25 protein-coding genes and 1 tRNA gene are annotated in these 25383 nt (G+C 62.0%); all 26 read left to right on the top strand.

Annotated elements, in window-relative coordinates; genetic code table 11:
• Nucleotides 1-66: 66 nt before the first annotated feature.
• Entirely contained in the window at nucleotides 67-2214 is a 2148-nt protein-coding gene (gene pnp / locus F3J20_RS10825) for a polyribonucleotide nucleotidyltransferase (RefSeq protein ID WP_167283362.1), read from the top strand.
• A 150-nt stretch (nucleotides 2215-2364) separates the two neighbouring features.
• Nucleotides 2365-3381 carry an NAD(P)H-quinone oxidoreductase gene (locus tag F3J20_RS10830; RefSeq protein WP_167283363.1) on the top strand — a complete coding sequence of 339 codons (1017 nt, stop codon included), beginning with the start codon at nucleotides 2365-2367 and terminating at the stop codon, nucleotides 3379-3381.
• A 161-nt stretch (nucleotides 3382-3542) separates the two neighbouring features.
• On the top strand, nucleotides 3543-4316 hold the full coding sequence (tpiA, locus tag F3J20_RS10835; RefSeq protein WP_167047750.1) for a triose-phosphate isomerase: 774 nt from the start codon (nucleotides 3543-3545) through the stop codon (nucleotides 4314-4316).
• Nucleotides 4317-4395: 79 nt separating this feature from the next.
• A complete protein-coding gene (gene secG / locus F3J20_RS10840; protein WP_167047747.1) occupies nucleotides 4396-4785 on the top strand; it encodes a preprotein translocase subunit SecG in 390 nt (129 codons plus the stop codon).
• Nucleotides 4786-4897: 112 nt separating this feature from the next.
• Nucleotides 4898-4982, top strand: a tRNA-Leu gene (locus F3J20_RS10845).
• A gap of 159 nt (nucleotides 4983-5141) precedes the next feature.
• The gene (locus F3J20_RS10850) at nucleotides 5142-5501 is read left to right on the top strand and encodes an NADH-quinone oxidoreductase subunit A (RefSeq protein WP_167047744.1); all 360 of its coding nucleotides are present in this window, start codon (nucleotides 5142-5144) and stop codon (nucleotides 5499-5501) included.
• A 63-nt stretch (nucleotides 5502-5564) separates the two neighbouring features.
• Nucleotides 5565-6044 carry an NADH-quinone oxidoreductase subunit B gene (locus tag F3J20_RS10855; protein ID WP_006052903.1) on the top strand — a complete coding sequence of 160 codons (480 nt, stop codon included), beginning with the start codon at nucleotides 5565-5567 and terminating at the stop codon, nucleotides 6042-6044.
• A 20-nt stretch (nucleotides 6045-6064) separates the two neighbouring features.
• Nucleotides 6065-6667 (top strand): NADH-quinone oxidoreductase subunit C, encoded by a 603-nt coding sequence (locus F3J20_RS10860; protein WP_167047741.1) that lies wholly within the window; start codon nucleotides 6065-6067, stop codon nucleotides 6665-6667.
• Nucleotides 6668-6676: 9 nt separating this feature from the next.
• A complete protein-coding gene (locus tag F3J20_RS10865; RefSeq protein ID WP_167047738.1) occupies nucleotides 6677-7930 on the top strand; it encodes an NADH-quinone oxidoreductase subunit D in 1254 nt (417 codons plus the stop codon).
• A gap of 133 nt (nucleotides 7931-8063) precedes the next feature.
• On the top strand, nucleotides 8064-8549 hold the full coding sequence (gene nuoE, locus F3J20_RS10870; protein WP_167047735.1) for an NADH-quinone oxidoreductase subunit NuoE: 486 nt from the start codon (nucleotides 8064-8066) through the stop codon (nucleotides 8547-8549).
• Nucleotides 8546-9874, top strand: a complete 1329-nt coding sequence (gene nuoF, locus F3J20_RS10875) for an NADH-quinone oxidoreductase subunit NuoF (protein WP_167283364.1) — start codon at nucleotides 8546-8548, stop codon at nucleotides 9872-9874. Before nuoE ends, nuoF begins: the two co-directional genes overlap by 4 nt.
• A 153-nt stretch (nucleotides 9875-10027) precedes the next feature.
• On the top strand, nucleotides 10028-12361 hold the full coding sequence (gene nuoG, locus F3J20_RS10880; protein WP_167283365.1) for an NADH-quinone oxidoreductase subunit NuoG: 2334 nt from the start codon (nucleotides 10028-10030) through the stop codon (nucleotides 12359-12361).
• Nucleotides 12362-13426, top strand: coding sequence for an NADH-quinone oxidoreductase subunit NuoH (nuoH, locus tag F3J20_RS10885; protein WP_167047726.1), 1065 nt, complete (start codon nucleotides 12362-12364; stop codon nucleotides 13424-13426).
• Between the two features lie 15 nt (nucleotides 13427-13441).
• Nucleotides 13442-13930: an NADH-quinone oxidoreductase subunit NuoI gene (nuoI, locus tag F3J20_RS10890; protein ID WP_012432383.1), complete on the top strand. Its 489-nt coding sequence runs from the start codon at nucleotides 13442-13444 to the stop codon at nucleotides 13928-13930.
• 191 nt (nucleotides 13931-14121) lie between these two features.
• Nucleotides 14122-14811 (top strand): NADH-quinone oxidoreductase subunit J, encoded by a 690-nt coding sequence (locus F3J20_RS10895; protein WP_167047723.1) that lies wholly within the window; start codon nucleotides 14122-14124, stop codon nucleotides 14809-14811.
• Between the two features lie 20 nt (nucleotides 14812-14831).
• Nucleotides 14832-15137, top strand: coding sequence for an NADH-quinone oxidoreductase subunit NuoK (gene nuoK, locus F3J20_RS10900; protein ID WP_006052894.1), 306 nt, complete (start codon nucleotides 14832-14834; stop codon nucleotides 15135-15137).
• A 17-nt stretch (nucleotides 15138-15154) separates the two neighbouring features.
• Entirely contained in the window at nucleotides 15155-17227 is a 2073-nt protein-coding gene (gene nuoL / locus F3J20_RS10905) for an NADH-quinone oxidoreductase subunit L (protein ID WP_167283366.1), read from the top strand.
• A 14-nt stretch (nucleotides 17228-17241) separates the two neighbouring features.
• Nucleotides 17242-18732, top strand: a complete 1491-nt coding sequence (locus F3J20_RS10910) for an NADH-quinone oxidoreductase subunit M (RefSeq protein WP_167283367.1) — start codon at nucleotides 17242-17244, stop codon at nucleotides 18730-18732.
• A gap of 24 nt (nucleotides 18733-18756) precedes the next feature.
• The gene (gene nuoN, locus F3J20_RS10915) at nucleotides 18757-20229 is read left to right on the top strand and encodes an NADH-quinone oxidoreductase subunit NuoN (protein ID WP_167283368.1); all 1473 of its coding nucleotides are present in this window, start codon (nucleotides 18757-18759) and stop codon (nucleotides 20227-20229) included.
• Nucleotides 20229-20525, top strand: coding sequence for a DUF2818 family protein (locus F3J20_RS10920; RefSeq protein ID WP_167047712.1), 297 nt, complete (start codon nucleotides 20229-20231; stop codon nucleotides 20523-20525). The genes nuoN and F3J20_RS10920 overlap by 1 nt, the downstream gene beginning before the upstream one ends.
• 43 nt (nucleotides 20526-20568) lie before the next feature.
• Entirely contained in the window at nucleotides 20569-21159 is a 591-nt protein-coding gene (locus F3J20_RS10925; RefSeq protein WP_167047709.1) for an NUDIX hydrolase, read from the top strand.
• Between the two features lie 299 nt (nucleotides 21160-21458).
• Entirely contained in the window at nucleotides 21459-21749 is a 291-nt protein-coding gene (locus F3J20_RS32060) for a hypothetical protein (protein ID WP_240162754.1), read from the top strand.
• Nucleotides 21750-21768: 19 nt separating this feature from the next.
• The gene (locus tag F3J20_RS10930; protein WP_167283369.1) at nucleotides 21769-22293 is read left to right on the top strand and encodes a DNA-binding protein; all 525 of its coding nucleotides are present in this window, start codon (nucleotides 21769-21771) and stop codon (nucleotides 22291-22293) included.
• Between the two features lie 256 nt (nucleotides 22294-22549).
• Nucleotides 22550-22975 (top strand): DUF1178 family protein, encoded by a 426-nt coding sequence (locus tag F3J20_RS10935; RefSeq protein WP_167047700.1) that lies wholly within the window; start codon nucleotides 22550-22552, stop codon nucleotides 22973-22975.
• Nucleotides 22976-23022: 47 nt separating this feature from the next.
• Nucleotides 23023-24219, top strand: coding sequence for an acyl-CoA dehydrogenase family protein (locus F3J20_RS10940; RefSeq protein WP_167283370.1), 1197 nt, complete (start codon nucleotides 23023-23025; stop codon nucleotides 24217-24219).
• Between the two features lie 10 nt (nucleotides 24220-24229).
• Nucleotides 24230-25357 (top strand): acyl-CoA dehydrogenase, encoded by a 1128-nt coding sequence (locus F3J20_RS10945; protein ID WP_167047694.1) that lies wholly within the window; start codon nucleotides 24230-24232, stop codon nucleotides 25355-25357.
• Nucleotides 25358-25383 lie beyond the last annotated feature (26 nt).

Below are 25383 nucleotides of genomic sequence, written 5' to 3' on the forward strand. Positions count from 1 at the left end.
TGCGGCGCCGGCCCCGGCGTTGCCGCGCCGCTTCCGGTCCGCGCGGCATTACGATGAGGAAAAGCAATGACTATGTTCAATAAGATCGTCAAAGAGTTTAAGTGGGGGCAGCACACCGTTCGCCTCGAAACCGGTGAAATCGCTCGCCAGGCGAGCGGCGCGGTGATCGTCGATGTCGAAGACACCGTCGTGCTGGCTACCGTGGTCGGCGCCAAGACCGCCAAGGCGGGCCAGGACTTCTTCCCGCTGACCGTCGATTACCTCGAAAAGACCTACGCCGCCGGCAAGATTCCGGGCGGCTTCTTCCGCCGCGAAGGCCGTCCGTCGGAAGGCGAAACGCTGATCTCGCGCCTGATCGACCGCCCGCTGCGTCCGCTCTTCCCGGAAGGCTTCTACAACGAAGTGCAGGTCGTGATTCACGTGCTGTCGCTGAATCCGGAAATCCCCGCCGACATCCCCGCGCTGATCGGCGCGTCGGCGGCGCTCGCGGTGTCCGGCCTGCCGTTCAACGGCCCGGTCGGTGCGGCGCGTGTGGCCTACATCAACAACGAATACGTGCTGAACCCGACGCGTCCGCAGATGAAGGAGTCGGCGCTCGACCTCGTCGTCGCCGGTACGGAACGCGCGGTGCTGATGGTCGAATCGGAAGCGCAGCAGCTGAGCGAAGACGTGATGCTCGGCGCCGTCGTGTTCGGTCATGAGCAGATGCAGATCGCGATCGATGCGATCCACGAACTGGTCCGCGAAGGCGGCAAGCCCGAGTGGGACTGGCAGCCGGCGCCGAAGAACGAAGCGCTGATCTCGCGCGTGACGGAACTCGCGCAAGCCGATCTGCTCGCCGCTTACCAGATCCGCGACAAGCAGGCTCGTTCGACCAAGCTGAAGGAAGTCTACGCGGCCACCTCGGCGAAGCTCGAGGAAGACGCGGCGGCAGCCGGCACCGTGGCGGCCGACAAGGCGTCGGTCGGCAATGTGCTGTTCGACATCGAAGCGAAGATCGTCCGTACGCAGATCCTGAACGGCGAGCCGCGTATCGACGGCCGCGACACGCGCACCGTACGCCCGATCGAAATCCGCACCGGCGTGCTGCCGCGTACCCACGGCTCGGCGCTGTTCACGCGCGGCGAGACCCAGGCGCTGGTGGTCGCGACGCTCGGCACGAAGGGCGACGAGCAGAGCATCGACGCGCTCGAAGGCGAGTACCGCGAACGCTTCATGCTTCACTACAACATGCCGCCGTTCGCGACAGGCGAAACGGGCCGCGTCGGTTCGCCGAAGCGCCGTGAAATCGGTCACGGCCGCCTCGCGAAGCGCGCGCTCGTCGCATGCCTGCCGAGCGCCGACGAATTCGGCTACTCGATCCGCGTCGTGTCGGAAATCACCGAGTCGAACGGTTCGTCGTCGATGGCTTCGGTGTGCGGCGGCTGCCTCGCGCTGATGGACGCCGGCGTGCCGATGAAGGCGCACGTCGCCGGTATCGCGATGGGCTTGATCCTCGAAGGCAACCGCTTCGCGGTGCTGACCGACATCCTCGGCGACGAAGATCACCTCGGCGACATGGACTTCAAGGTCGCGGGTACGGAACAAGGCGTGACCGCGCTGCAGATGGACATCAAGATCCAGGGCATCACGAAGGAAATCATGCAGGTCGCGCTCGCGCAGGCGAAGGAAGGCCGCATGCACATCCTCGGCAAGATGACCACGGCGGTGTCGGGTGCGAACACGCAACTGTCGGAGTTCGCGCCGCGCATGATCACGATCAAGATCAATCCGGAAAAGATCCGCGACGTGATCGGCAAGGGCGGCTCGGTGATCCGCGCGCTGACCGAGGAAACCGGCACGACGATCGACATTTCGGACGACGGCGTCGTCACGATCGCGAGCACGAGCAGCGAAGGCATGGCCGAAGCGAAGAAGCGCATCGAGAACATCACGCTCGAAGTCGAAGTGGGCCAGGTGTACGAAGGCACCGTGCTCAAGCTGCTCGATTTCGGCGCGATCGTGAACATCCTGCCGGGCAAGGACGGTCTGCTGCATATCTCCGAGATCGCCAACGAGCGCATCAAGGACATCAACGACTACCTCAAGGACGGCCAGCAGGTGAAGGTCAAGGTCATCCAGACGGACGAGAAGGGTCGTGTGCGTCTGTCGGCGAAGGCCTTGCTGAACGACGCCGCGAACGGCGCGCCGCAAGGCGAACCGACGCCGCAGTAACGCGGTAGCAAACAACGGCCGGCAGCGCGTATGCGCGCCGGCCGTTTTTCATGCAGGATGGATCGTGTTGCGCATTCGAATGGCGGCGTGGTGCTCGGGCCGAGGGCGGCAACGGGTAGGCAACACCATCCAATCTTGGAGCTGACGCAGATGAAAGCGATCGAAATCACCGAATTCGGTGCGCCTGAGGTCCTCAAGCTGGCGGAGCGGCCGATGCCGCAACCCAAGGCGGGCGAGGTGCTGATCAAGGTGGCAGCATCGGGCATCAATCGTCCGGATGTGTTTCAGCGCAAGGGCAGCTATGCGCCGCCGCCGGGTACGTCCGATCTGCCGGGGCTGGAAGTGGCGGGCGAGATCGTGGGCGGCGCGATCGACGGGAAGAACAACCCGTTCGGTTTGAAAGTCGGCGATCGCGTGTGCGCGCTGCTGGCGGGCGGCGGCTACGCGGAATACGCGAGCGCGCCGCTGCTGCAATGTCTGCCGGCGCCGGCGGGTCTGGCGGATGTCGAGGCGGCGTCGCTGCCCGAGACCTTCTTCACGGTGTGGAGCAACGTGTTCGATCGCGCGCAGCTCGGTCAGGGCGAGGGCGGTTCGAACGAAGCGCTGCTCGTGCAGGGCGGCTCGAGCGGGATTGGCGTGACCGCGATCCAGATCGCGCATGCGCTCGGTTTTCGCGTGTTCGCGACGGCGGGGTCGGACGAAAAATGCCGAGCGTGCGAAGCGTTGGGCGCCGAGCGGGCGATCAACTACAAGACCGAGGATTTCGTCGAGGTCATCAGGTCGCTGACCAACGATCGCGGCGTCGACGTGATCCTCGACATGGTGGCGGGCAGCTACGTGCCGCGCGAACTTTCGGCGCTGGCCGACGGCGGGCGTCTCGTGCTGATCGCGATGCTCGGCGGCGCGAAAGCGGAATTGAATCTGAACGAGGTCATGCGCCGCCGTTTGACGGTGACCGGTTCGACGCTGCGTCCGCGGCCGGTCGAGTTCAAGGCGCGGATCGCCGCGCAACTGAAGGAGCGCGTGTGGCCGCATATTGAGGCTGGACGCATCAGGCCGGTCGTGCATCGCGTGTTTCCGGCCGCGCAGGCTGCCGAAGCGCACGCGCTGATGGAAAGCAGCACGCACGTCGGCAAGATCGTGTTGACGTGGGGTCAGGACGCTTGACACAGGCGGTTTGACCCGTTTCACCCCACGCAGTAAAATTGCGCGTTTTGCGCACGCCGGATAAAGCCCGACAGTTGGATTGCGGGCGTGAAGGCTGCAAGAGTCGCAAGCCGCCGCAAGCGGCGTCCGCTGACAGTAGGCAAGACAGGAAATACGAGACGATGTCGAAGCAACAACGAGCCAAACTGGTAGTCGGTAACTGGAAGATGCACGGGCGGCTTGCCGCAAATGCCGTGCTATTGCAAGCGGTGGCGCAAGGCGCCAGCGAATTGCCGGTCGACGTGCGGGTTGGCGTGTGCGTGCCGGGTGTCTATCTGGCCCAGACGCAATCGTTGCTGGAAGGCAGCCGGGTCGTGTGGGGCGTGCAGGACGTTTCGGCGTTCACGCACGGCGCCTATACCGGCGAAGTGGCCGCACCGATGATGACGGATTTCGGCGCAACGCTTGCCATCGTCGGGCACTCGGAGCGTCGCGCATACCATCGCGAAAGCGCCGAGCTGGTCGCGGTGAAAACGCAGCGCGCGCTCGAAGCGGGTCTGACGCCGATCGTCTGCGTGGGCGAAACGCTCGAAGAGCGCGAAGCCGGCTCGACCGAGCAGGTCGTCGGCGCGCAACTCGATGAAGTGCTGGCGAAACTGTCGGCGCAGGATGCGGCCCGTCTTGTCGTCGCTTACGAGCCGGTTTGGGCAATCGGCACCGGCAGGAGCGCAACGGCCGGGCAGGCGCAGGCCGTGCATGCATTCCTGCGTACGCGCCTCGCGGCAAAGGGCGCGGCGGATGTGCCGCTGTTGTACGGCGGTAGCGTCAAGCCGGAAAACGCGGAAGAGCTGTTCCGCCAGCCGGATATCGACGGCGGTCTGATCGGCGGCGCGTCACTGAAAGATCAGGATTTTCTGGCAATCTGCAAGGCGGCCGCAACGAGCGTCGCCTGCTAAGCCGGACGCCTCGGTGGGAACTCCATTTTGCGCAACACGCAGTGTGCGGCGCGCTTAAATAAAGACTCGGGTGAGTGTGATGCTGTATTTGAAAACATTGATTATCGTCGTTCAGTTGTTGTCGGCGCTGGGGGTCATCGGACTCGTTCTGCTGCAGCACGGTAAAGGTGCCGACATGGGCGCGGCGTTCGGCAGTGGCGCATCGGGTAGCCTGTTCGGTGCAACCGGTTCGGCCAACTTTCTTTCGCGTACCACGGCAGTGCTCGCTGCGGTGTTTTTCATCACGACGCTGGCGCTCACTTACCTCGGCGCGTATCACGCGAAGCCTTCTGCTGGCGTGCTCGGCGCGGCGGTAACGGCACCGGTGGCGCCTGCCGGCGCATCTGCACCAGCAGCTGTTTCGGCACCTGCGCAGGCGGCTGCACCTGCATCGCCCGCTTCGGTTCCGGCGACGGGTGTTCCGAAATAAATTTTCGTGCGACGTGCTTTTGTGCGTTGAACAATCTGCTTAAACAAGTTACAATTCAAGTCTTGAAGCGATTCGCGGGTTTTACAAGTTGTTTTCCCGGATTGCATAGAGTGCCGACGTGGTGAAATTGGTAGACACGCTATCTTGAGGGGGTAGTGGCGAAAGCTGTGCGAGTTCGAGTCTCGCCGTCGGCACCAAATGTTATCTAAATGCCAGCCGTTTGCTTCGCTTCGGCTGGCATTTTTCGCTTCTGGCGTAGGGTCTTCTGGCTTGCGTCATGTGCATTGAGGAAGTGATTCAGCGTCAGTAGTGCTATGCTCCTGACGGCACTCAGAACCAACCGATTGAGGATTGTCTTGAACCTCGCAGCCTATTTCCCCGTTTTGCTGTTCCTTCTTGTGGGCACCGGTTTAGGCGTAGCACTGGTCAGTATTGGCAAGATCCTCGGTCCCAACAAGCCCGATACCGAGAAAAACGCACCATACGAGTGCGGCTTCGAAGCATTCGAAGATGCGCGCATGAAGTTCGACGTGCGCTACTACCTCGTCGCCATTCTCTTCATTATTTTCGACCTTGAAACCGCGTTCCTGTTTCCGTGGGGCGTGGCATTGCGTGACATCGGCTGGGCCGGCTTCATGGCAATGATGATTTTCCTGCTCGAGTTCCTGCTTGGTTTTGCCTATATCTGGAAGAAGGGCGGCCTCGACTGGGAATGATGGATTAATCGCCGGTTTGCGTGGGTGGCCAAGGCTTGCCACCCTGTCTGGAGTGGAAAGCAAATGAGTATCGAAGGGGTCTTGAAAGAAGGGTTTGTCACCACTACGGCAGACAAACTGATCAACTGGACGCGTACCGGCTCGCTGTGGCCGATGACGTTCGGTCTTGCGTGCTGTGCGGTCGAGATGATGCATGCGGGTGCCGCCCGTTATGACCTCGACCGTTTTGGCGTGGTATTTCGTCCGAGTCCGCGTCAGTCGGACGTGATGATCGTCGCCGGCACGCTGTGCAATAAGATGGCGCCCGCTTTGCGCAAGGTTTACGACCAGATGGCCGAGCCGCGCTGGGTGATCTCGATGGGCTCGTGCGCGAACGGTGGTGGCTACTATCACTACTCGTACTCGGTGGTGCGCGGTTGCGACCGGATCGTCCCGGTCGACGTCTACGTGCCGGGCTGTCCGCCCACTGCGGAAGCGCTCGTGTACGGCGTGATCCAGCTACAGGCCAAGATTCGCCGCACCAACACCATCGCCCGTCAATAAGGCCAACGCCTCCCCACAATATGGCAAGCAAACTCGAGACCCTGAAAGCGAACCTCGAGGCGGCCTTTGGCGGCCTCCTGTTGAGCACCACCGAGGCAATCGGTGAGTTGACGATCGTCGTCAAGGCGAGCGATTACCTCGACGTGGCAAAGCGTCTGCGCGACGATCGCTCGCTCGGTTTCGAGCAGTGCATCGACCTGTGCGGCGTCGACTATCAAACCTATGCCGACGGCGCTTACGACGGCCCGCGTTTCGCGGCTGTGCTGCAACTGCTGTCGGTGCAGAACAACTGGCGTTTGCGTCTGCGCGTATTCGCGCCGGACGACGACATGCCGATCCTGCCGTCGGTCGTCGAAATCTGGAATTCGGTCAACTGGTACGAGCGCGAAGCGTTCGACCTCTACGGCATCGTCTTTGAGGGTCACCCGGACCTGCGCCGCATCCTGACCGACTATGGTTTCATCGGTCATCCGTTCCGTAAGGATTTCCCGGTTTCCGGCTACGTCGAAATGCGTTACGACCCGGAAGAGAAGCGCGTCGTCTATCAGCCGGTGACGATCGAGCCGCGGGAAATCACGCCGCGCGTGATCCGCGAGGATCGCTATGGCGGTCTGAAACACTAAGGGAACGCCATGGCAGAGATCAAGAACTACACGCTCAACTTCGGTCCGCAGCATCCGGCAGCGCACGGCGTGCTGCGCCTCGTGCTCGAACTCGACGGCGAAGTCATCCAGCGCGCCGATCCGCATATCGGTCTGCTGCATCGCGCGACTGAAAAGCTCGCCGAAAACAAGACGTTCATCCAGTCGGTGCCGTACATGGACCGTCTCGACTACGTGTCGATGATGGTCAACGAGCACGGCTACGTGCTCGCCATCGAAAAGCTGCTCGGCATCGACGTGCCGTTGCGCGCGCAATACATCCGCGTGCTGTTCGACGAAGTCACGCGCGTGCTGAACCACCTGATGTGGATCGGCGCGCACGCGCTCGACGTCGGCGCGATGGCCGTGTTCCTGTACGCGTTCCGCGAGCGCGAAGACCTGATGGACGTGTACGAAGCGGTGTCCGGCGCACGGATGCACGCGGCTTACTATCGTCCGGGCGGCGTCTATCGCGATCTGCCTGACGCAATGCCGCAATACAAGGCGTCGAAGATTCGCAATGCGAAGGCGTTGTCGAAGATGAACGAGACTCGTCAGGGTTCGCTGCTCGACTTCATCGACGACTTCTTTACGCGTTTCCCGAAGTGCGTCGACGAATACGAAACGCTGCTTACCGACAACCGGATCTGGAAGCAGCGTCTGGTCGGCATCGGCGTGGTCAGTCCAGAGCGCGCGCTGCAGCTCGGTATGACCGGCGCGATGCTGCGCGGTTCGGGCATCGAGTGGGACCTGCGCAAGAAACAGCCGTACGAAGTCTATGACAAGCTCGATTTCGACATTCCGGTGGGCGTGAACGGCGACTGCTACGACCGCTATCTGGTGCGCGTCGAAGAAATGCGCCAGTCCACGCGAATCGCGAAGCAGTGCATCGAGTGGCTGCGCAAGAATCCGGGCCCGGTGATGACGAGCAATCACAAGGTTGCGCCGCCGTCGCGCGTCGGCATGAAGTCGAACATGGAAGATCTGATCCACCACTTCAAGCTGTTTACCGAAGGCTTCCATGTGCCTGAAGGCGAAGCGTATGCCGCGGTCGAACATCCGAAGGGCGAGTTCGGCATCTATCTGATCTCGGACGGCGCCAACAAGCCGTATCGCCTGAAGATCCGCGCACCGGGCTATGCGCACCTGTCCGCGCTCGACGAAATGGCGCGCGGCCACATGATCGCCGACGCCGTGACGATCATCGGTACGCAGGACATCGTGTTCGGCGAAGTGGATCGCTAGGACGTATTCATCGACGCGCGCGGCCGGTTTTCGCACCGGCACGCGCGTCAAGCAAAGGAACGCCGGGTCTGTCGCAGTGTCATGTCGGCGACAGGTTTTCGTTCGGTAGGAATTGAAAGAGTCGTGTCTGAAAATGATCTCAGCTGAAGGCCTGAAAGAAATCGATCGTGCGATCGCGAAGTACCCCGCCGATCAGAAACAGTCCGCCGTGATGTCGGCGTTGGCCACTGCTCAGGAAGAGCATGGCTGGCTGTCGCCCGAACTCATGCAGTTCGTCGCGGATTATCTCGGCATGCCGGCAGTCGCCGTGCAGGAGGTCGCGACCTTCTACACGATGTACGAGACCTCGCCGGTCGGCAAGTACAAGATCACGCTCTGCACGAACCTGCCGTGCCAGCTCGGCCCGGAAGGCGGCTCCGAAAGCGCCGCCGAATATCTGAAGCAGAAGCTCGGTATCGACTTCGGTGAAACCACGCCCGACGGCAAGTTCACCCTGAAAGAAGGCGAGTGCATGGGTTCGTGCGGCGATGCGCCGGTGATGCTGGTGAACAACCATCGCATGTGCAGCTTCATGAGCCGCGCGAAGATCGACCAGCTGCTCGAGGAGCTTTCGAAATGACGTGTTTACACGATCGTCACATCAAACCGCTGATTCTCGCCGGGCTGAACGGCGATAACTGGCATCTCGAAGATTACGTGGCGCGCGGCGGTTATGCCCAGCTGCGCCGCATCCTGGAAGAAAAGATTCCGCCCGAGCAGGTGATTGCCGATGTGAAGGCATCGGGTCTGCGTGGCCGTGGCGGTGCGGGCTTCCCGACCGGCCTGAAGTGGAGCTTCATGCCGCGCCAGTTTCCGGGCCAGAAGTACCTCGTCTGTAATTCGGACGAAGGCGAGCCGGGCACGTTCAAGGACCGCGACATCCTGCGCTTCAATCCGCATTCGCTGATCGAAGGCATGGCGATCGGCGCGTACGCGATGGGCATCACGGTCGGCTACAACTACATTCACGGCGAAATCTGGGACGTCTATAAGCGCTTCGAAGAGGCGCTGGAAGAAGCGCGCCGCGCCGGGTTCCTCGGCGACAACATCATGGGCTCGGGCTTCTCGTTCCAGCTGCATGCGCACCACGGTTACGGCGCCTACATCTGCGGCGAAGAAACCGCGCTGCTCGAATCGCTCGAAGGCAAGAAAGGCCAGCCGCGCTTCAAGCCGCCGTTCCCGGCGAGCTTCGGCGTGTACGGCAAGCCGACCACGATTAACAACACCGAAACGTTCGCGGCGGTGCCGTTCCTGCTGGCGGTCGGCCCGCAGAATTACCTCGAAATCGGTAAGCCGAACAACGGCGGCACGAAGATTTTTTCGATCTCGGGCGACGTCGAACGTCCGGGCAATTATGAAATTCCGCTCGGCACGCCGTTCGCGACGCTGCTCGATCTGGCCGGCGGCATCCGCGGCGGCAAGAAGATCAAGGCCGTGATTCCCGGCGGCTCGTCGGCGCCCGTGATTCCGGGCGAGATGATGATGCAGACCGACATGGATTACGACGCGATCGCGAAGGCCGGCTCGATGCTCGGCTCGGGCGCGGTGATCGTGATGGACGAGACGCGCTGCATGGTGCGCTCGCTGCTGCGTCTGTCGTACTTCTATTACGAAGAGTCGTGCGGTCAGTGCACGCCTTGCCGCGAAGGCACGGGCTGGCTGTATCGCGTCGTGCATCGTATCGAGCATGGCCTCGGCCGCCAGGAAGATCTGGATCTGCTGAATTCGGTCGCGGAAAACATCATGGGCCGCACGATCTGCGCGCTCGGCGACGCGGCGGCCATGCCGGTTCGCGGCATGCTCAAGCACTACTGGGACGAATTCGAGTATCACGTCGCCCACAAGCATTGCCTCGTCGGCGGTCATGCCGGCACGGCGGCGACGCCGGAGACCGTGGCTGCCTGACGATGGCTGCCCGAGTCGAGCCGGCAGGGTTGGCAGACAGATAACTACCGGATAACTACCCGACGTACACCTCAACCGCAGGATTCATCGCCCGAAGCGGGCGCTGAACAGGCGAACGATTGAGCGGTAACAGGTTAAGGAAGATTGACCATCATGGTTGAACTGGAAATAGACGGCAAGAAAGTCGAGGTGCCTGAAGGCAGCATGGTGATCCAGGCTGCGCATAAGGTCGACACGTACATTCCTCACTTCTGCTATCACAAGAAGCTGTCGATTGCGGCCAATTGCCGGATGTGTCTGGTCGATGTCGAGAAGATGCCGAAGGCCGTGCCCGCATGCGCGACGCCGGTGTCGGCCGGCATGATCGTGCGCACCCAATCGGACAAGGCGGTGAAGGGCCAGCAAGCCGTGATGGAGTTCCTGCTGATCAACCATCCGCTCGATTGCCCGATTTGCGACCAGGGCGGTGAATGCCAGCTGCAGGATCTGGCTGTCGGTTACGGCAAGTCGTCGTCGCGCTATAGCGAAGAAAAGCGCGTGGTGTTCCACAAGAACGTCGGCCCGCTGATCTCGATGGAAGAAATGTCGCGCTGCATCCACTGCACGCGTTGCGTCCGCTTCGGCCAGGAAATCGCCGGCGTGATGGAACTCGGCATGCTTGGCCGCGGCGAGCATTCTGAAATCACCTCGTTCGTCGGCAAGACGGTCGACTCCGAACTGTCGGGCAACATGATCGACCTGTGCCCGGTCGGCGCGCTCACGAGCAAGCCGTTCCGCTACAGCGCGCGGACGTGGGAGCTGTCGCGCCGCAAGTCGGTGAGCCCGCACGATTCCGTCGGCGCGAACCTCGTCGTGCAGGTCAAGAACAATCGCGTGATGCGTGTTCTGCCGTTCGAAAACGAAGCCATCAACGAATGCTGGATTTCGGACAAGGACCGCTTCTCGTATGAAGGCCTCAACAGCCCCGAGCGTCTGACCAAGCCGATGCTCAAGCAGGGCGGCCAGTGGGTCGAAACCGACTGGCAGACGGCGCTCGACTACGTGGTCAAGGGTCTGAAGGGCATCAAGGGCGACCACGGTGCGAATGCGCTCGCAGCGCTTTCCAGCGCGCATAGCACGATCGAAGAACTGTTCCTGCTCAAGCAGATTGCGCAAGCGGTCGGCACGCCGAATGTCGACTTCCGTCTGCGCCAGTCCGATTTCTCGGCGCCAGTGACCGGCGCGCCGTGGCTCGGCACCGCCGTCGCCGAACTGTCGAATATCGACGCGGCGCTCGTGATCGGTTCGGACCTGCGTCGCGATCATCCGCTGTTCGCGGCGCGTCTGCGCCAGGCGGCCAAGGGCGGCACGCAACTCACGCTCGTGCAGGCCACGAACGACGACGCACTGATTCCGCAAGCTCAACGCGTGGTGGCGGCACCGTCGGCATGGCTCGACGTGCTCGCGGGCATCGCCGGCGCGGTCGCGCAGGCAAAGGGCGTGGCACTGCCGGAAGCGTTCGCGGGCACGCAGCCTACCGATGCTGACAAGCAGGTTGCAGATTCGCTCGCCACGGGCGAACGCCGTCTCGTGCTGCTCGGCAACGAAGCGGTGCGTCATCCCGACTTCGCCGCGATCCACGCGGCGGCGCAATGGATTGCCGAGGCAAGCGGTGCGACGCTCGGCTTCCTCACGGAAGCGGCCAACACGGTCGGCGCGCACCTCGTGAACGCGCTGCCGGGCGAAGGCGGCCTGAACGCCCGCGAAGTATTCGAGCAGCCGCGCAAGGGTTATCTGCTGCTGAATCTCGAACCGGAATTCGATACCGCCAATCCGGCGCAGGCGCTCGCCGCGCTGAAGCAGGCCGAGATGGTCGTCGTGATGTCGCCGTTCCAGACCGGCGCCGACTACGCCGACGTGCTGCTGCCGATCGCGCCGTTCACGGAGACGGGCGGCACCTTCGTCAGCGCGGAAGGCACGGTGCAGCCGTTCAACGGCGTCGTGCGTCCGCTCGGCGACACGCGTCCGGCATGGAAGGTGTTGCGTGTGCTCGGTAGCCTGCTCGGCGTGCCGGGTTTCGACTACGACACGGTCGAGGAAGTGCGCGCGGCTGCGCTCGGCGGCGGCGAGCTGAACTCGCGTCTGTCGAACCGCACCAGCGTCACGGTGACGCGCGGCAAGGCGGCCAAGGCGGTGGAAGGTCGGTTCGAGCGTCTCGCGAACGTGCCGATCTATCATGCCGACGCGCTCGTGCGTCGCGCGGAGTCGCTGCATCTGACTGCGGCCGCACGTGTGGCGAACTCGGTCGGCCTGCCGGCTGCGCTGTTCGACAAACTGGGTTTGAAGGAAGGCGACGCGGTACGCGTGCGCCAGGGCGAGCAAGCGGTGCAGTTGCCGGCCGTGCGCGACGCGAATCTTGCGGAGACGGTGGTCCGCGTGTCGGCGGCTACACCTGCCGGTGCAGCGCTGGGCAGCCTGTTCGGTGAACTGCTGGTGGAGAAGGCGTAAATGAGCTTGTTCGATACGATCAACTCGGGCGGGTCCCAGCTTCTCGGTGTCGCTTGGCCCACGGTGTGGGCGCTCGTGCGCATCCTGGTGGTGGCCGTTGTGATCCTGCTGTGCGTGGCTTACCTGATCCTGTGGGAACGTAAGCTGATCGGCTGGATGCACGTGCGTCTCGGCCCGAACCGCGTCGGCCCCGCCGGCCTGTTGCAGCCGATCGCCGACGTGCTGAAGCTGTTGCTCAAGGAAGTGATCCAGCCCGCCCAGGCGAGCCGCTGGATCTACCTCATCGCGCCGATCATGGTGGTGGTGCCGGCCTTCGCGGTCTGGGCGGTGATTCCGTTCCAGGCGGGCGCGGTGCTCGGCGACATCAACGCGGGCCTGCTGTACGCGATGGCGATTTCGTCGATCGGCGTGTACGGCGTGATTCTGGCCGGCTGGGCGTCGAACTCGAAGTACGCGTTCCTCGGCGCGATGCGCGCCGCGGCGCAAATGGTTTCGTACGAAATCTCGATGGGCTTCGCGCTCGTGGTCGTGCTGATGACGGCCGGCACGCTGAACCTGTCGGGCATCGTCGGCTCGCAGGAGCACGGCTTCTTCGCCTCGCACGGCCTGAACTTCCTGTCGTGGAACTGGCTGCCGCTGCTGCCGATGTTCGTCGTCTACTTCATCTCGGGCATCGCCGAAACGAACCGTCACCCGTTCGACGTGGTGGAAGGCGAATCGGAAATCGTCGCGGGCCACATGATCGATTACTCGGGTATGGCGTTCGCGCTGTTTTTCCTCGCCGAGTACATCAACATGATCGTGATCTCGGCATTGGCTGCAACTCTGTTCCTCGGCGGCTGGAGCGCACCGTTCGGTTTCCTGTCGTTCATCCCGGGCATCGTCTGGCTCGTCGCCAAGGTTTTCTTCCTGTTGTCGGTATTCATCTGGGCGCGCGCCACGTTCCCGCGCTACCGCTATGACCAGATCATGCGTCTCGGCTGGAAGGTGTTCATTCCGGTCTGCGTGGTGTGGCTGGTGGTGGTCGGCTTCTGGATCATGTCGCCGTTGAATATCTGGAAATAAAGGGCGGACGAACCTATGACCGCAATCCAAAACTTCTTCAAGACTTTCTTCCTCACGGAACTGCTCAAGGGTCTCGCGCTGACCGGACGTTATACGTTCCAGCGCAAGGTCACGGTGCAATTCCCGGAAGAGAAGACTCCGATCTCGCCGCGTTTTCGCGGTCTGCATGCGCTGCGCCGCTATGAAAACGGCGAAGAGCGCTGCATCGCCTGCAAGCTGTGCGAAGCGGTATGCCCGGCGCTCGCGATCACGATCGAATCGGAAACGCGCGCGGACAACACGCGCCGCACGACGCGCTACGACATCGACCTGACCAAGTGCATCTTCTGCGGTTTCTGCGAAGAAAGCTGCCCGGTCGACTCGATCGTCGAGACGCACATTCTCGAGTATCACGGCGAGAAGCGCGGCGACCTGTACTTCACGAAGGACATGCTGCTGGCTGTCGGCGATCGCTATGAAGCGGAGATCGCCGCCAACAAGGCTGCCGACGCACCGTATCGTTGAAGTGCTTTTCCGTTGATGCAGTAATAGCGGCAGTAAAAGCAGTAACACGGCCTGCTGTCGGGCCGAGCGCCGCGGTCTGAACGCCGCGGCACGGCGCACCTGTGCGACTGTTCTGGCGGTTCGCCCGCTTTTGCTGACCACGCGTGCCAAAGAACAATGCCTGACGATGGCCTAACGATGAACCGGTAATCATGGAATTCACGACCGTACTGTTCTACATCTTCGCGCTGCTCCTGGTTGTCTCGGGGCTGAAGGTGATCACCTCGCGCAACCCGGTGGCGTCCGCACTGTTCCTGGTGCTGGCGTTCTTCAACGCAGCGGCGATCTGGATGCTGCTCGAGGCCGAGTTCCTCGCGATCCTGCTGGTGCTCGTCTACGTCGGCGCGGTGATGGTGCTGTTCCTGTTCGTCGTGATGATGCTGGACATCAATCTCGACGTGCTGCGCAAGGACTTCAAACGCTTCGTGCCGATGGCGACGGTGGTGGGCGCGATCATCGTGATCGAGACCGCACTGATTCTGTGGCACGGCTACGGCGCGACGTCGACGGTGCTGCACGATACGGCCGCGGCCGCGAACGGCATGGGCGACTGGTCGAACACCCGCCTGATCGGCAAGATCATTTACACGGACTACATCTTCGCGTTCGAAGTCGCCGGCCTGATACTGCTGGTGGCGATCATCGCGGCGATCGCGCTGACCACGAGCCACAAGAAGGACAGCAAGCGGCAGAACGTCAGCGCGCAGGTCAAGGTGCGTGCGCAGGACCGCGTGCGCGTCGTGAAGATGGCGTCGGAGAAAACCGCGGCGACCCTCGCCGCGGAAGAAGCCGCAGCTGCGGCGGCAGCGGCAGCCGACTCGGCACCTGCCAAGAACAGCTGAGCGGACAGGAGATAGAAATCATGTTGACCCTAGCCCATTACCTTGTCCTCGGTGCGATCCTGTTTGCGATCAGCATCGTCGGCATTTTCCTGAACCGCCGTAACGTCATCATCATCCTGATGGCGATCGAACTGATGCTGCTCGCGGTGAACACCAATTTCGTCGCGTTCTCGCACTACCTCGGCGACGTGCATGGCCAGATCTTCGTCTTCTTCGTGCTGACGGTGGCGGCCGCGGAAGCGGCGATCGGTCTCGCAATTCTGGTGACCCTGTTCCGTAGTCTCGACACGATCAATGTCGAGGATCTCGATCAGCTCAAAGGTTAATTTCAGGAAAAGCGGTTATGTCCACGATACTCAATGAAAACCTGCTGTTGGCAATTCCGCTGGCACCGCTTGCCGGTTCCCTGGTTGCAGGGCTGTTCGGAAAGGCGGTAGGGCGAGCCGGCGCGCATTCGGTCACGATCCTCGGCGTCGCGGTTTCGTTCATCCTGTCGGTCATGGTCTTCTTCCAGGTGATGAACGGCGCGAGTTTCAACGCGACCGTTTATGAATGGATGTCGATCGGCAAGACGCAGCTCGAAGTCGGCTTCCTCGTCGACTCGCTGACCGCGATGATGATGTGCGTCGTGACCTTCGTGTCGCTGATGGTGCACATCTACACGATCGGCTACATGGCCGACGACGACGGCTACCAGCGCTTCTTCTCGTACATCTCGCTGTTCACGTTCTCGATGCTGATGCTCGTGATGAGCAACAACTTCCTGCAACTGTTCTTCGGCTGGGAAGCGGTGGGTCTCGTGTCGTACCTGCTGATCGGCTTCTACTTCAAGCGCGAGTCGGCGATCTACGCGAACATGAAGGCGTTCCTCGTGAACCGCGTCGGCGACTTCGGCTTTCTGCTCGGCATCGGCCTGCTGTTCGCGTTCGCCGGTTCGATGAACTACGGCGAAGTCTTCGCGAAGCGCACCGAACTCGCGGCGCTGAATTTCCCGGGCACGGACTGGGGCCTGCTCACGGTTGCGTGCATCTGCCTCTTCATCGGCGCGATGGGTAAGTCGGCCCAGTTCCCGTTGCACGTGTGGCTGCCGGACTCGATGGAAGGCCCGACGCCGATCTCCGCGCTGATTCACGCGGCAACCATGGTGACGGCCGGTATCTTCATGGTCACGCGTATGTCGCCGCTGTTCGAACTGTCGGATACGGCGCTGTCGTTCGTGATGGTCATCGGTGCGATCACGGCGCTGTTCATGGGCTTCCTCGGCATCGTCCAGAACGACATCAAGCGCGTGGTCGCTTATTCCACGCTGTCGCAGCTCGGTTACATGACGGTCGCGCTCGGCGCCTCGGCCTACTCGGTCGCCGTGTTCCACCTGATGACGCACGCGTTCTTCAAGGCGCTGCTGTTCCTCGGCGCGGGTTCGGTCATCATCGGCATGCACCACGATCAGGACATGCGCAACATGGGCGGCCTGCGCAAGTACATGCCGATCACGTGGATCACGTCGCTGATCGGTTCGCTTGCGCTGATCGGCACGCCGTTCTTCTCGGGTTTCTACTCGAAAGACTCGATCATCGACGCGGTGAAGCTGTCGCATCTGCCGGGTTCGGGCTTCGCCTACTTCGCGGTGGTCGCGAGCGTGTTCGTGACTGCGCTGTACTCGTTCCGTATGTACTTCATGGTGTTCCACGGCAAGGAGCGCTTCCGCGGTCCGAAGCATCCGGAATCGCCGATGGGTATCGAAGCCGCGGCGCATGCGCATGACGCGCACGGCCACGACGATCACGGTCACGCTCATGGTCATGATGATCACGCTCACGAGCCGCACGAAACGCCGTGGGTCGTGTGGGTGCCGCTGGTGCTGCTGGCGATTCCGTCGATCGTGATCGGTGCGATCGGTGTCGGTCCGATGCTGTTCGGCGACTTCTTCCAGCATGGCGTCGCGTTCGACAAGGTGATCTACATCGGCGAGAACCATCCGGCGCTGCACGAAATGGCCGAAGAGTTCCAGGGCTGGGCGTCGATGGGTCTGCACTCGGTGTCGGGCCTGCCGGTGTGGCTCGCGCTCGCCGGTGTCGTGGTTGCGTGGTTCCTGTATCTGATCCGTCCGGACCTGCCGGCTGTCATCAAGCGCGCGTTCGGCCCGATCTACACGTTGCTCGATAACAAGTACTACATGGACAAGATCAACGAAGTCGTGTTTGCTCGCGGCGCGGTGGCAATCGGCCGGGGTCTGTGGAAGGAAGGCGACGTGGTCGTGATCGACGGCATCGTCAACGGCAGCGCACGCTTTATCGGCTGGTTCGCGAGCGTGATCCGCTTCCTCCAATCCGGCTACATCTACCACTACGCGTTCGCCATGATTATCGGCATGCTGGGGCTCCTGACCCTGTTTGTAACGCTCGGCGGCAAATAAGGCGAGGGACACTCATGCACGCTTATCCGATTCTCAGCATCGCGATCTGGTTGCCGATTCTCTTCGGCCTGCTGGTCCTCGCGATCGGCAAGGACGACAACCCGGCGCCGGCGCGCTGGATCGCGCTGATCGGCTCGGTCCTGAGCTTCATCGTCACGCTTCCGCTGATCACCGGTTTCGATTCGAGCACGGCGGATCTGCAGTTCGTCGAGCAGGCGAGCTGGATCGAGCGCTTCCACATCACGTACCACCTCGGCGTGGACGGCATTTCGATGTGGTTCGTCGTGTTGACCGCGTTGATTACGGTGATCGTCGTGATCGCCGCGTGGGAAGTGATCACGAAGAACGTCGGCCAGTACCTCGCGGCGTTCCTGATCCTCTCGGGCATCATGGTCGGCGTGTTCAGCGCGGCCGACGGCATGCTGTTCTACGTGTTCTTCGAAGCGACGCTGATCCCGATGTACATCATCATCGGCGTGTGGGGCGGGGCGAACCGCGTGTATGCGGCGTTCAAGTTCTTCCTGTACACGCTGATGGGCTCGCTGCTGATGCTGGTCGCGCTGCTGTATCTGTACAACGAAACCGGCACGTTCGATCTCGCCACGTGGCAGCACGCGCAGATCGCGATGACGCCGCAGGTGCTGTTGTTTATCGCGTTCTTCATGGCCTTCGCGGTGAAGGTGCCGATGTGGCCGGTGCATACGTGGCTGCCCGATGCGCACGTGGAAGCGCCGACCGGCGGCTCGGTCGTGCTGGCCGCGATCATGCTGAAGCTCGGTGCGTACGGTTTCCTGCGCTTCTCGCTGCCGATCGCGCCTGACGCGAGCCATTTCCTCGCGCCGGTCGTCATTACGCTGTCGCTGATCGCGGTGATCTACATCGGCCTCGTCGCGATGGTGCAGGCCGACATGAAGAAGCTGGTCGCGTATTCGTCGATCGCGCACATGGGCTTCGTCACGCTCGGCTTCTTCATCTTCAACCAGCTCGGCGCGGAAGGCGCGATCGTGCAGATGATCTCGCACGGCTTCGTGTCGGGCGCGATGTTCCTGAGCATCGGCGTGCTGTACGACCGCATGCATTCGCGTCAGATCGCCGATTACGGCGGCGTCGTCAACATGATGCCGAAGTTCGCGGCGTTCGCGATGCTGTTCTCGATGGCGAACTGCGGCTTGCCGGGCACCTCCGGTTTCGTCGGCGAATTCATGGTGATCCTGGCGGCTGTCCAGTACAACTTCTGGATCGCGGGCGGTGCGGCGGTCACGCTGATCCTCGGCGCGGCCTACACGCTGTGGATGTACAAGCGCGTGTACTTCGGCGCGGTCGCGAACGACCACGTGAAGCATCTCGCCGACATCAGCCGTCGCGAATTTTTCATGCTGGCAGTGCTCGCCGCACTGACGCTGTTCATGGGGCTGTACCCGAAGCCCTTTACCGATGTGATGCACGTATCCGTGGAAAACCTCCTCTCCCACGTTGCTCAATCGAAGCTGCCGTTGCCTCAGTAACGACGAGCGGAGGAATTTAAGACCATGCAAAACGCCCCTATGACTGCTCTGTTGCCCGACGCGTTGCTGATGCTGGCCGTTGTCGTCGCGTGGCTCAACGACACGTTCGTCGGCCCGGACGGTCGCCGCACCACGTATTTCATCGCGTTCTTCTCGACGCTGGTCGCCGGCATCTGGTTCGCGATGAATGCGTTCGATCCGCAGGTGCATTACTTCTTCGACCACATGTACGTGGTCGATTCGTTCGCCAACGTGATGAAGGCGGTGGTGTCGCTCGGCTACGCGGTGTCGATCGTTTATTCGCGCCGTTATCTCGAGGACCGCGGCCTGTTCCGCGGCGACTTCTTCCTGCTCGGCATGTTCTCGCTGCTCGGCCAGATCGTGATGATCTCGGGCAACAACTTCCTGACGCTGTATCTCGGTCTCGAACTGATGTCGCTGTCGCTGTATGCGGTGATCGCGCTGCGCCGCGAAGTGGCGTCGTCGAACGAAGCGGCGATGAAGTACTACGTGCTCGGCGCGCTCGCTTCGGGCTTCCTGCTGTACGGTATCTCGATGCTGTACGGCGCGACCGGCTCGCTCGACCTCAACGAAGTGTTCAAGGCGATCGGCACGAGCCACTACGATCCGAGCGTGCTGCTGTTCGGCGTGATCTTCATCGTGGCCGGCGTGGCGTTCAAGATGGGTGCGGTGCCGTTCCACATGTGGGTGCCCGACGTGTACCAGGGCGCACCGACGGCGATGACGCTCACGGTTGGCGGCGGTCCGAAGGTCGCGGCATTCGCGTGGGGCCTGCGCTTCCTCGTGATGGGCCTGCTGCCGCTCGCGGTCGAATGGCAACAGATGCTCGTGATCCTCGCGGCGCTGTCGCTGATCGTCGGCAACATCACCGGTATCGTGCAGCGCAACGTCAAGCGGATGCTTGCGTACTCGGCGATCTCGAACATGGGCTTCGTGCTGCTCGGCCTGCTCGCTGGCGTGGTCGATCAGAAGACCACGGGCGCCGCGAGCGCGTACGGTTCGGCGATGTTCTACAGCATCGTCTACCTGATCACGACGCTCGGCACCTTCGGCGTCATCATGCTGCTCGCCCGCCGCGATTTCGAAGCGGACACGCTCGAGGACTTCAAGGGCCTCAATCAGCGCAGCCCGGTGTTCGCGTTCGTGATGATGATCATGATGTTCTCGCTCGCGGGCATTCCGCCGGCAGTCGGCTTCTATGCGAAGCTTGCCGTGCTGCAGGCGACGATGAACGCCGGTCTGACCTGGCTCACGATTCTGGCGGTTATCACCTCGCTGTTCGGCGCGTTCTACTACCTGCGTATCGTCAAGCTCATGTACTTCGACGAGCCGCAGGACAAGTCGCCGATCGTCGCCGACACGAGCACGCGCGCGCTGCTCGCGCTCAACGGCGTGGCCGTGCTGGTGCTCGGTATCGTGCCCGACCCGCTGCTGCGCGCCTGCCTGCAGGCTATCCAGCACACGCTGCTGCTCTGATGTCCGCTGCGGGTTGGTTTATTGTGCTGTTGGCGTTCGTGGGCGCCAACCTGCCGTTCCTGAATCAGCGCCTCTTCGCCGCCGTGCCGTTGAAAGCGGCGAAGAAAAGCGCCTGGCTGCGGATTGCCGAACTGATCGTGCTGTATTTCGTGGTTGGCGCGCTGGGTTTTTTGCTCGAAGCGCGCGCGGGAAACCGCTTCGAACAGGGCTGGCAGTTCTATGCGATCACGTTTGCGCTGTTCGTCGTGTTCGCTTTTCCCGGCTTTACCTTCCAATATCTCGTCAAACGCCGCTGACGGCGTCCCGCCGTCGCGCACCAGGCTGTTTTGAGGTCCGCACATGGCTGAACTTCCCAATCACGATGCCGCGCTAACCGAGACGTGTATCGACAGCAAGACGGTTCATCAAGGGCCGTTCATGACGGTCAAGTACGATACGGTCCGGTTGCCTGACGGTAAGCAGGCGACCCGCGAATACGTCAAGCATGCGGGTGCCGTCATGGTGATTCCGCTATTCGACGACGGTCGCGTGCTGCTTGAGAGCCAGTATCGCTATCCGATGGGCAAGGTCATGGTCGAGTATCCGGCCGGCAAGCTCGATCCGAACGAAGGCGCGCTGGCCTGCGCGGCGCGCGAGTTGCGCGAGGAAACCGGCTATACCGCGCGCGAGTATGTGTACCTGACGCGCATCCACCCGATCATTTCGTATTCGACCGAGTTCATCGACATCTATCTTGCACGCGGATTGGTCGCCGGCGAGCGCAAGCTCGACGAGGGCGAGTTCCTCGAACTCTTTACGGCGAAGTTCGAGGACGTATCCGAATGGGTGCGCACCGGCAAGATCACCGACGTGAAGACGATTATCGGCACGTTCTGGCTGGAGAAGGTGCTCTCGGGCGCCTGGCCGACGGCGACGCCGGAGACGGTATAAGTCTGGCGCTGCCAGATATTCGGTCTATAACACGAGAAGCCCCTGCCGGTCGATGACCGGCAGGGGCTTTGTCATTGGGCAACGCTTTTTCTCCGACACCTGAATATCCGTTTTTCATAGGCCATCTGGCTGGCTCGTCGAGTCGTTCGCGTGTCGCTAGTATGAGCTTTCCGGTCACCGCGTTCGTCATCGGTTTTATTTTGAATAACGAACGATAGGCAGCGAAGAGGTCTGACTTTGAATGTCTTTGTGGTTGTCGATTGACAACTTATGAGGCGTCGGTTAAATTGGAGGTGTCGATGGTTAGAGGAAAGCACGCGAAGAAGGAGATCGAAGCGGCATTGGTCTACGCGGAGAAGCATGGCTGGCGCGTCCAGGATGGTGGGAGAGGTCACGCGTGGGGAAAAATCTACTGCCCTTATAAAGAGGCGGAATGCCGCTGTGGAGAGTTCTGTATATCGAGTGTCTGGAGTACGCCGAAGAATTCGGGCAATCACGCCAAGCACTTGCGGCGTATCGTCGACAACTGCACGGCTCGTGCGGTAACGGGGCGTGTGGCGCCGAACATGAAAGGCGCAAACCTGGACTGAATGAAGACAGGAGTAACGTATGGAATATGTGTTCACGTTGAAATACCGGCTCGCAGCCGAAGACTGCGATGCCGACGAGATCGTCGAACGGCTGGGCGAAGCAGGGTGCGACGACGCCACGGTCGGCGTGGGACAACCGGGACGCCTGGGGCTGCTGTTTTCCCGCGAAGGTGCATCTGCGCTCGAGGCTGTCGTCAGCGCGCTCAAGGATGTCAAACGCGCGGTGCCGTCTGCGCAGCTTGTAGAGGCGGGGCCCGATTTCGTTGGCTTGACCGATGTGGCGGAAGTCGCCGGCGTATCGCGGCAGAACATGCGCAAGCTGATGCTGAGCCACGCCACGGACTTCCCTCCGCCTGTCCACGAAGGGAGTACGTCGGTGTGGCATCTGTCCGACGTGCTTGAGTGGCTCACTTCGCGCGGCGGATACAACATCAAGGCAGACGTGGTGGATGTTGCAAAGCTGGCGAAACAGATCAATCTTGCCCGGGGGGCGCGTCAGATCGAAGCGCGCGTCAGCCGCCGGATTGAAAACCTCGTCGCGTAAGCGTGATGCGGGGCATGCCGGTGTAGAGAGCCCTTAAGCATGATGGGTGAGCGGTCCAGCAGGGTTCGTCAGGCGAAACCGGTACGGCTCACGTGGCGACTTGCCTTCGGCAGCGCCTGGCGCAAAGCGTTAAAATCGCCCACCGCGTCCGATTTGTTCACTACGTCCAACTCTGGCGCATCGATCTTAAATTTTACGAACGATCGTTCACAAATTTTCTTTTTGCGCTAAACTGGCACGCAAGCCCTGATCCCACATGAAGGTCCTCGATTTACAGTGTCCGCATGGCCATCGGTTCGAAGGCTGGTTCGCTTCGGCTGATGACTTCGAATCGCAGCAGTCTCGCAAGCTCGTCGAATGTCCGATCTGCGGTGCGAACGAAGTGAGCCGCTTGCCGTCGGCACCGCGCCTGAATCTGTCGGGTGCGGCTGACACGAAAGCGCCGGCGGATACCGGTGACATGCAGGCGCGTGTCATGCGCGCACTGCGCGAGGTACTGGAAAAGACCGAGAACGTGGGCGACCGCTTCGCCGAGGAAGCGCGGCGCATTCACTACAACGAAGCGCCCGCACGCAATATTCGTGGTGTCACGACCCCGGAAGATGCGCGTGCCTTGGTCGAGGAAGGCATCGAAGTGATGCCGCTGCCAGTCCCGGCTGCCCTGAAGGAACCGCTGCAATAGCGCGGTGCCTGCTGGCGCCAGGTGGTGGCGGCCAGGAGACACTACGCATGAATCTGGACTATTCCTCCGCTGAAGACGCGTTCCGCGCCGACATCCGCGCCTGGCTCGAGGCGAATCTGCCCCGTGAGCTGAGCGACAAGGTACTCAATCACAAACGTCTTTCCCGCGAAGATTTCGCTAGCTGGCACAGGTTGCTCGGCACGCGAGGCTGGTCGGTGGTTGCGTGGCCGCGCGAATATGGCGGCCCGGGCTGGGATGCGACCCAGCGGCATATCTGGGAGGAAGAGTGCGCGCGAGTTGGTGCGCCTTCCGTGCTGCCCTTCGGTGTATCGATGGTCGCACCCGTGCTGATGAAATACGGCAACGAGGCGCAGAAGCGCCACTATCTGCCGCGTATTCTCGACGGCACAGACTGGTGGTGCCAGGGCTATTCCGAGCCGGGTTCGGGCTCGGATCTCGCATCGCTGCGCACCCGTGCCGAGCGCGTCGGCGATCATTACGTGGTCAATGGCCAGAAAACCTGGACCACGCTGGGCCAGTACGCCGACATGATGTTCTGCCTCGTGCGCACCGACAGCGGGGCCAAAAAGCAGGAAGGCATTTCGTTTCTGCTGATCGATATGAAAACGCCGGGCATCACCGTGCGGCCGATCATCACGCTCGACGAAGATCACGAAGTCAACGAGGTGTTTTTCGAAGACGTGAAAGTGCCGCTCGAGAATCTGGTCGGCGAGGAAAATCGCGGCTGGACGTACGCGAAATACCTGCTAGGTCATGAGCGCACCGGCATCGCGCGGGTCGGCACCTCGAAGCGTGAACTCGTCTTTCTTAAGCGCGTCGCGCTGAATCAGAAGAAGAACGGCAAGCCGTTGCTGCTGGACCCGGTCTTTGCCGCGAAGGTCGCGAATCTCGAAATCGAGTTGATGGCGCTCGAAGTCACCGTGCAGCGCGTGGTTGCCAACGAGGCGGGCGGACGCGGGCCGGGCCCGGAAGCGTCGATGCTGAAAATCAAAGGCACCGAAGTGCAGCAGGGCTTGACCGAGCTGATGTTCGAAGCGATTGGTCCGCTTGCCGCGCCGTTCGACGTGCCGTTCCTCGAAGGCGAGCGCGAGCACAGCCTCGCCGGCGATGACGATGCCGCGCCGCTCGCTGCGTACTACTTCAACTTCCGCAAGACGTCGATCTACGGCGGTTCGAACGAAATTCAAAAGAACATCATCGCGCAGATGATTCTCGGACTTTGAGGAGCGGCGCATGGACTTCACTTTCAACGACGAACAACAGCAATTTGCCGACGCGCTGCGCCGCTATCTCGAGAAAAGCTACGGCTTCGAGGCGCGTCAGGCGATCGTGCGCTCGGAAGCCGGTGTGTCGGCCGCGCACTGGGCCGCGTTCACCGAACTCGGTTTGACCGCGCTGCCGGTGCCGGAAGCGCAGGGCGGTTTCAACGGTGGTCCGATCGACATGCTGGTGGTCATGCAGGAACTCGGTCGCGCGCTGGTCATCGAGCCGTATTGGGCGACCGTGGTCGGCATCGAGGCACTACGCATAGCGGGCACGAGCGAAGGCGAAGACGCCGCGTTGCTCGAGCGCGCGGCGCAGGGCGAATGCAAACTGGCCGTGGCCTTTCATGAACCGCACGCACGTTACGATCTGTTCGACATCGCCACGACGGCGAGCGCTCAGGGCGAGCAGTACGCGCTAGGTGGCACGAAGTCGGTCGTGCTGCACGGCGCGCAGGCGGATCACTGGATCGTGCCGGCACGCCTGAATGGCGAGATCGCGCTTTTTGTCGTGGCGCGCGGCGCGGCCGGTGCCAAAGTCACCGAATATCGCACCATCGACGGCCAGCGCGCGGCGACGCTCGAATTCACCGGCACGCCCGCGCGCCGGCTCGCCGGTCAGCACGCGGGCGCGGTGGCGCTCGAACAGATCGCCGACTACGGCACGTTGCTGCTGTGCGCGGAGGCGATCGGCGCGCTCGACGCGCTGAACCACGCCACCGTCGACTACACGAAAACGCGCCAGCAGTTCGGCCAGCCGATCGCGCGTTTCCAGGCGTTGCAGCATCGCATGGTCGAGATGCTGATTCACGCGGAACAGGCACGCTCCATCACCTATCTCGCTGCGATGCGCTATGCGAGCGAAGATGCCGACGAACGCCGTCGCGCAATTTCGGCGGCAAAGGTGCGCGTCGGTCAGGCGGCGCGTTTCGTCGGTCAGCAGGCGGTGCAGTTGCATGGCGGCATGGGCGTCACGAACGAGGTAGCGGCGGCGCATCTATTTAAGCGCCTCGCGATCATCGAGACCACGCTTGGCGACGTCGATCATCATCTTGCGCGGTTCGCCACGCTTCCCGGCTTTGCCGTCGCCGAAGACTGATCGGCGCATTCAACCGGATCAAGGAG

Source organism: Paraburkholderia sp. Cy-641 (assembly GCF_011752945.1).
Classification (GTDB): Bacteria; Pseudomonadota; Gammaproteobacteria; order Burkholderiales; family Burkholderiaceae; genus Paraburkholderia.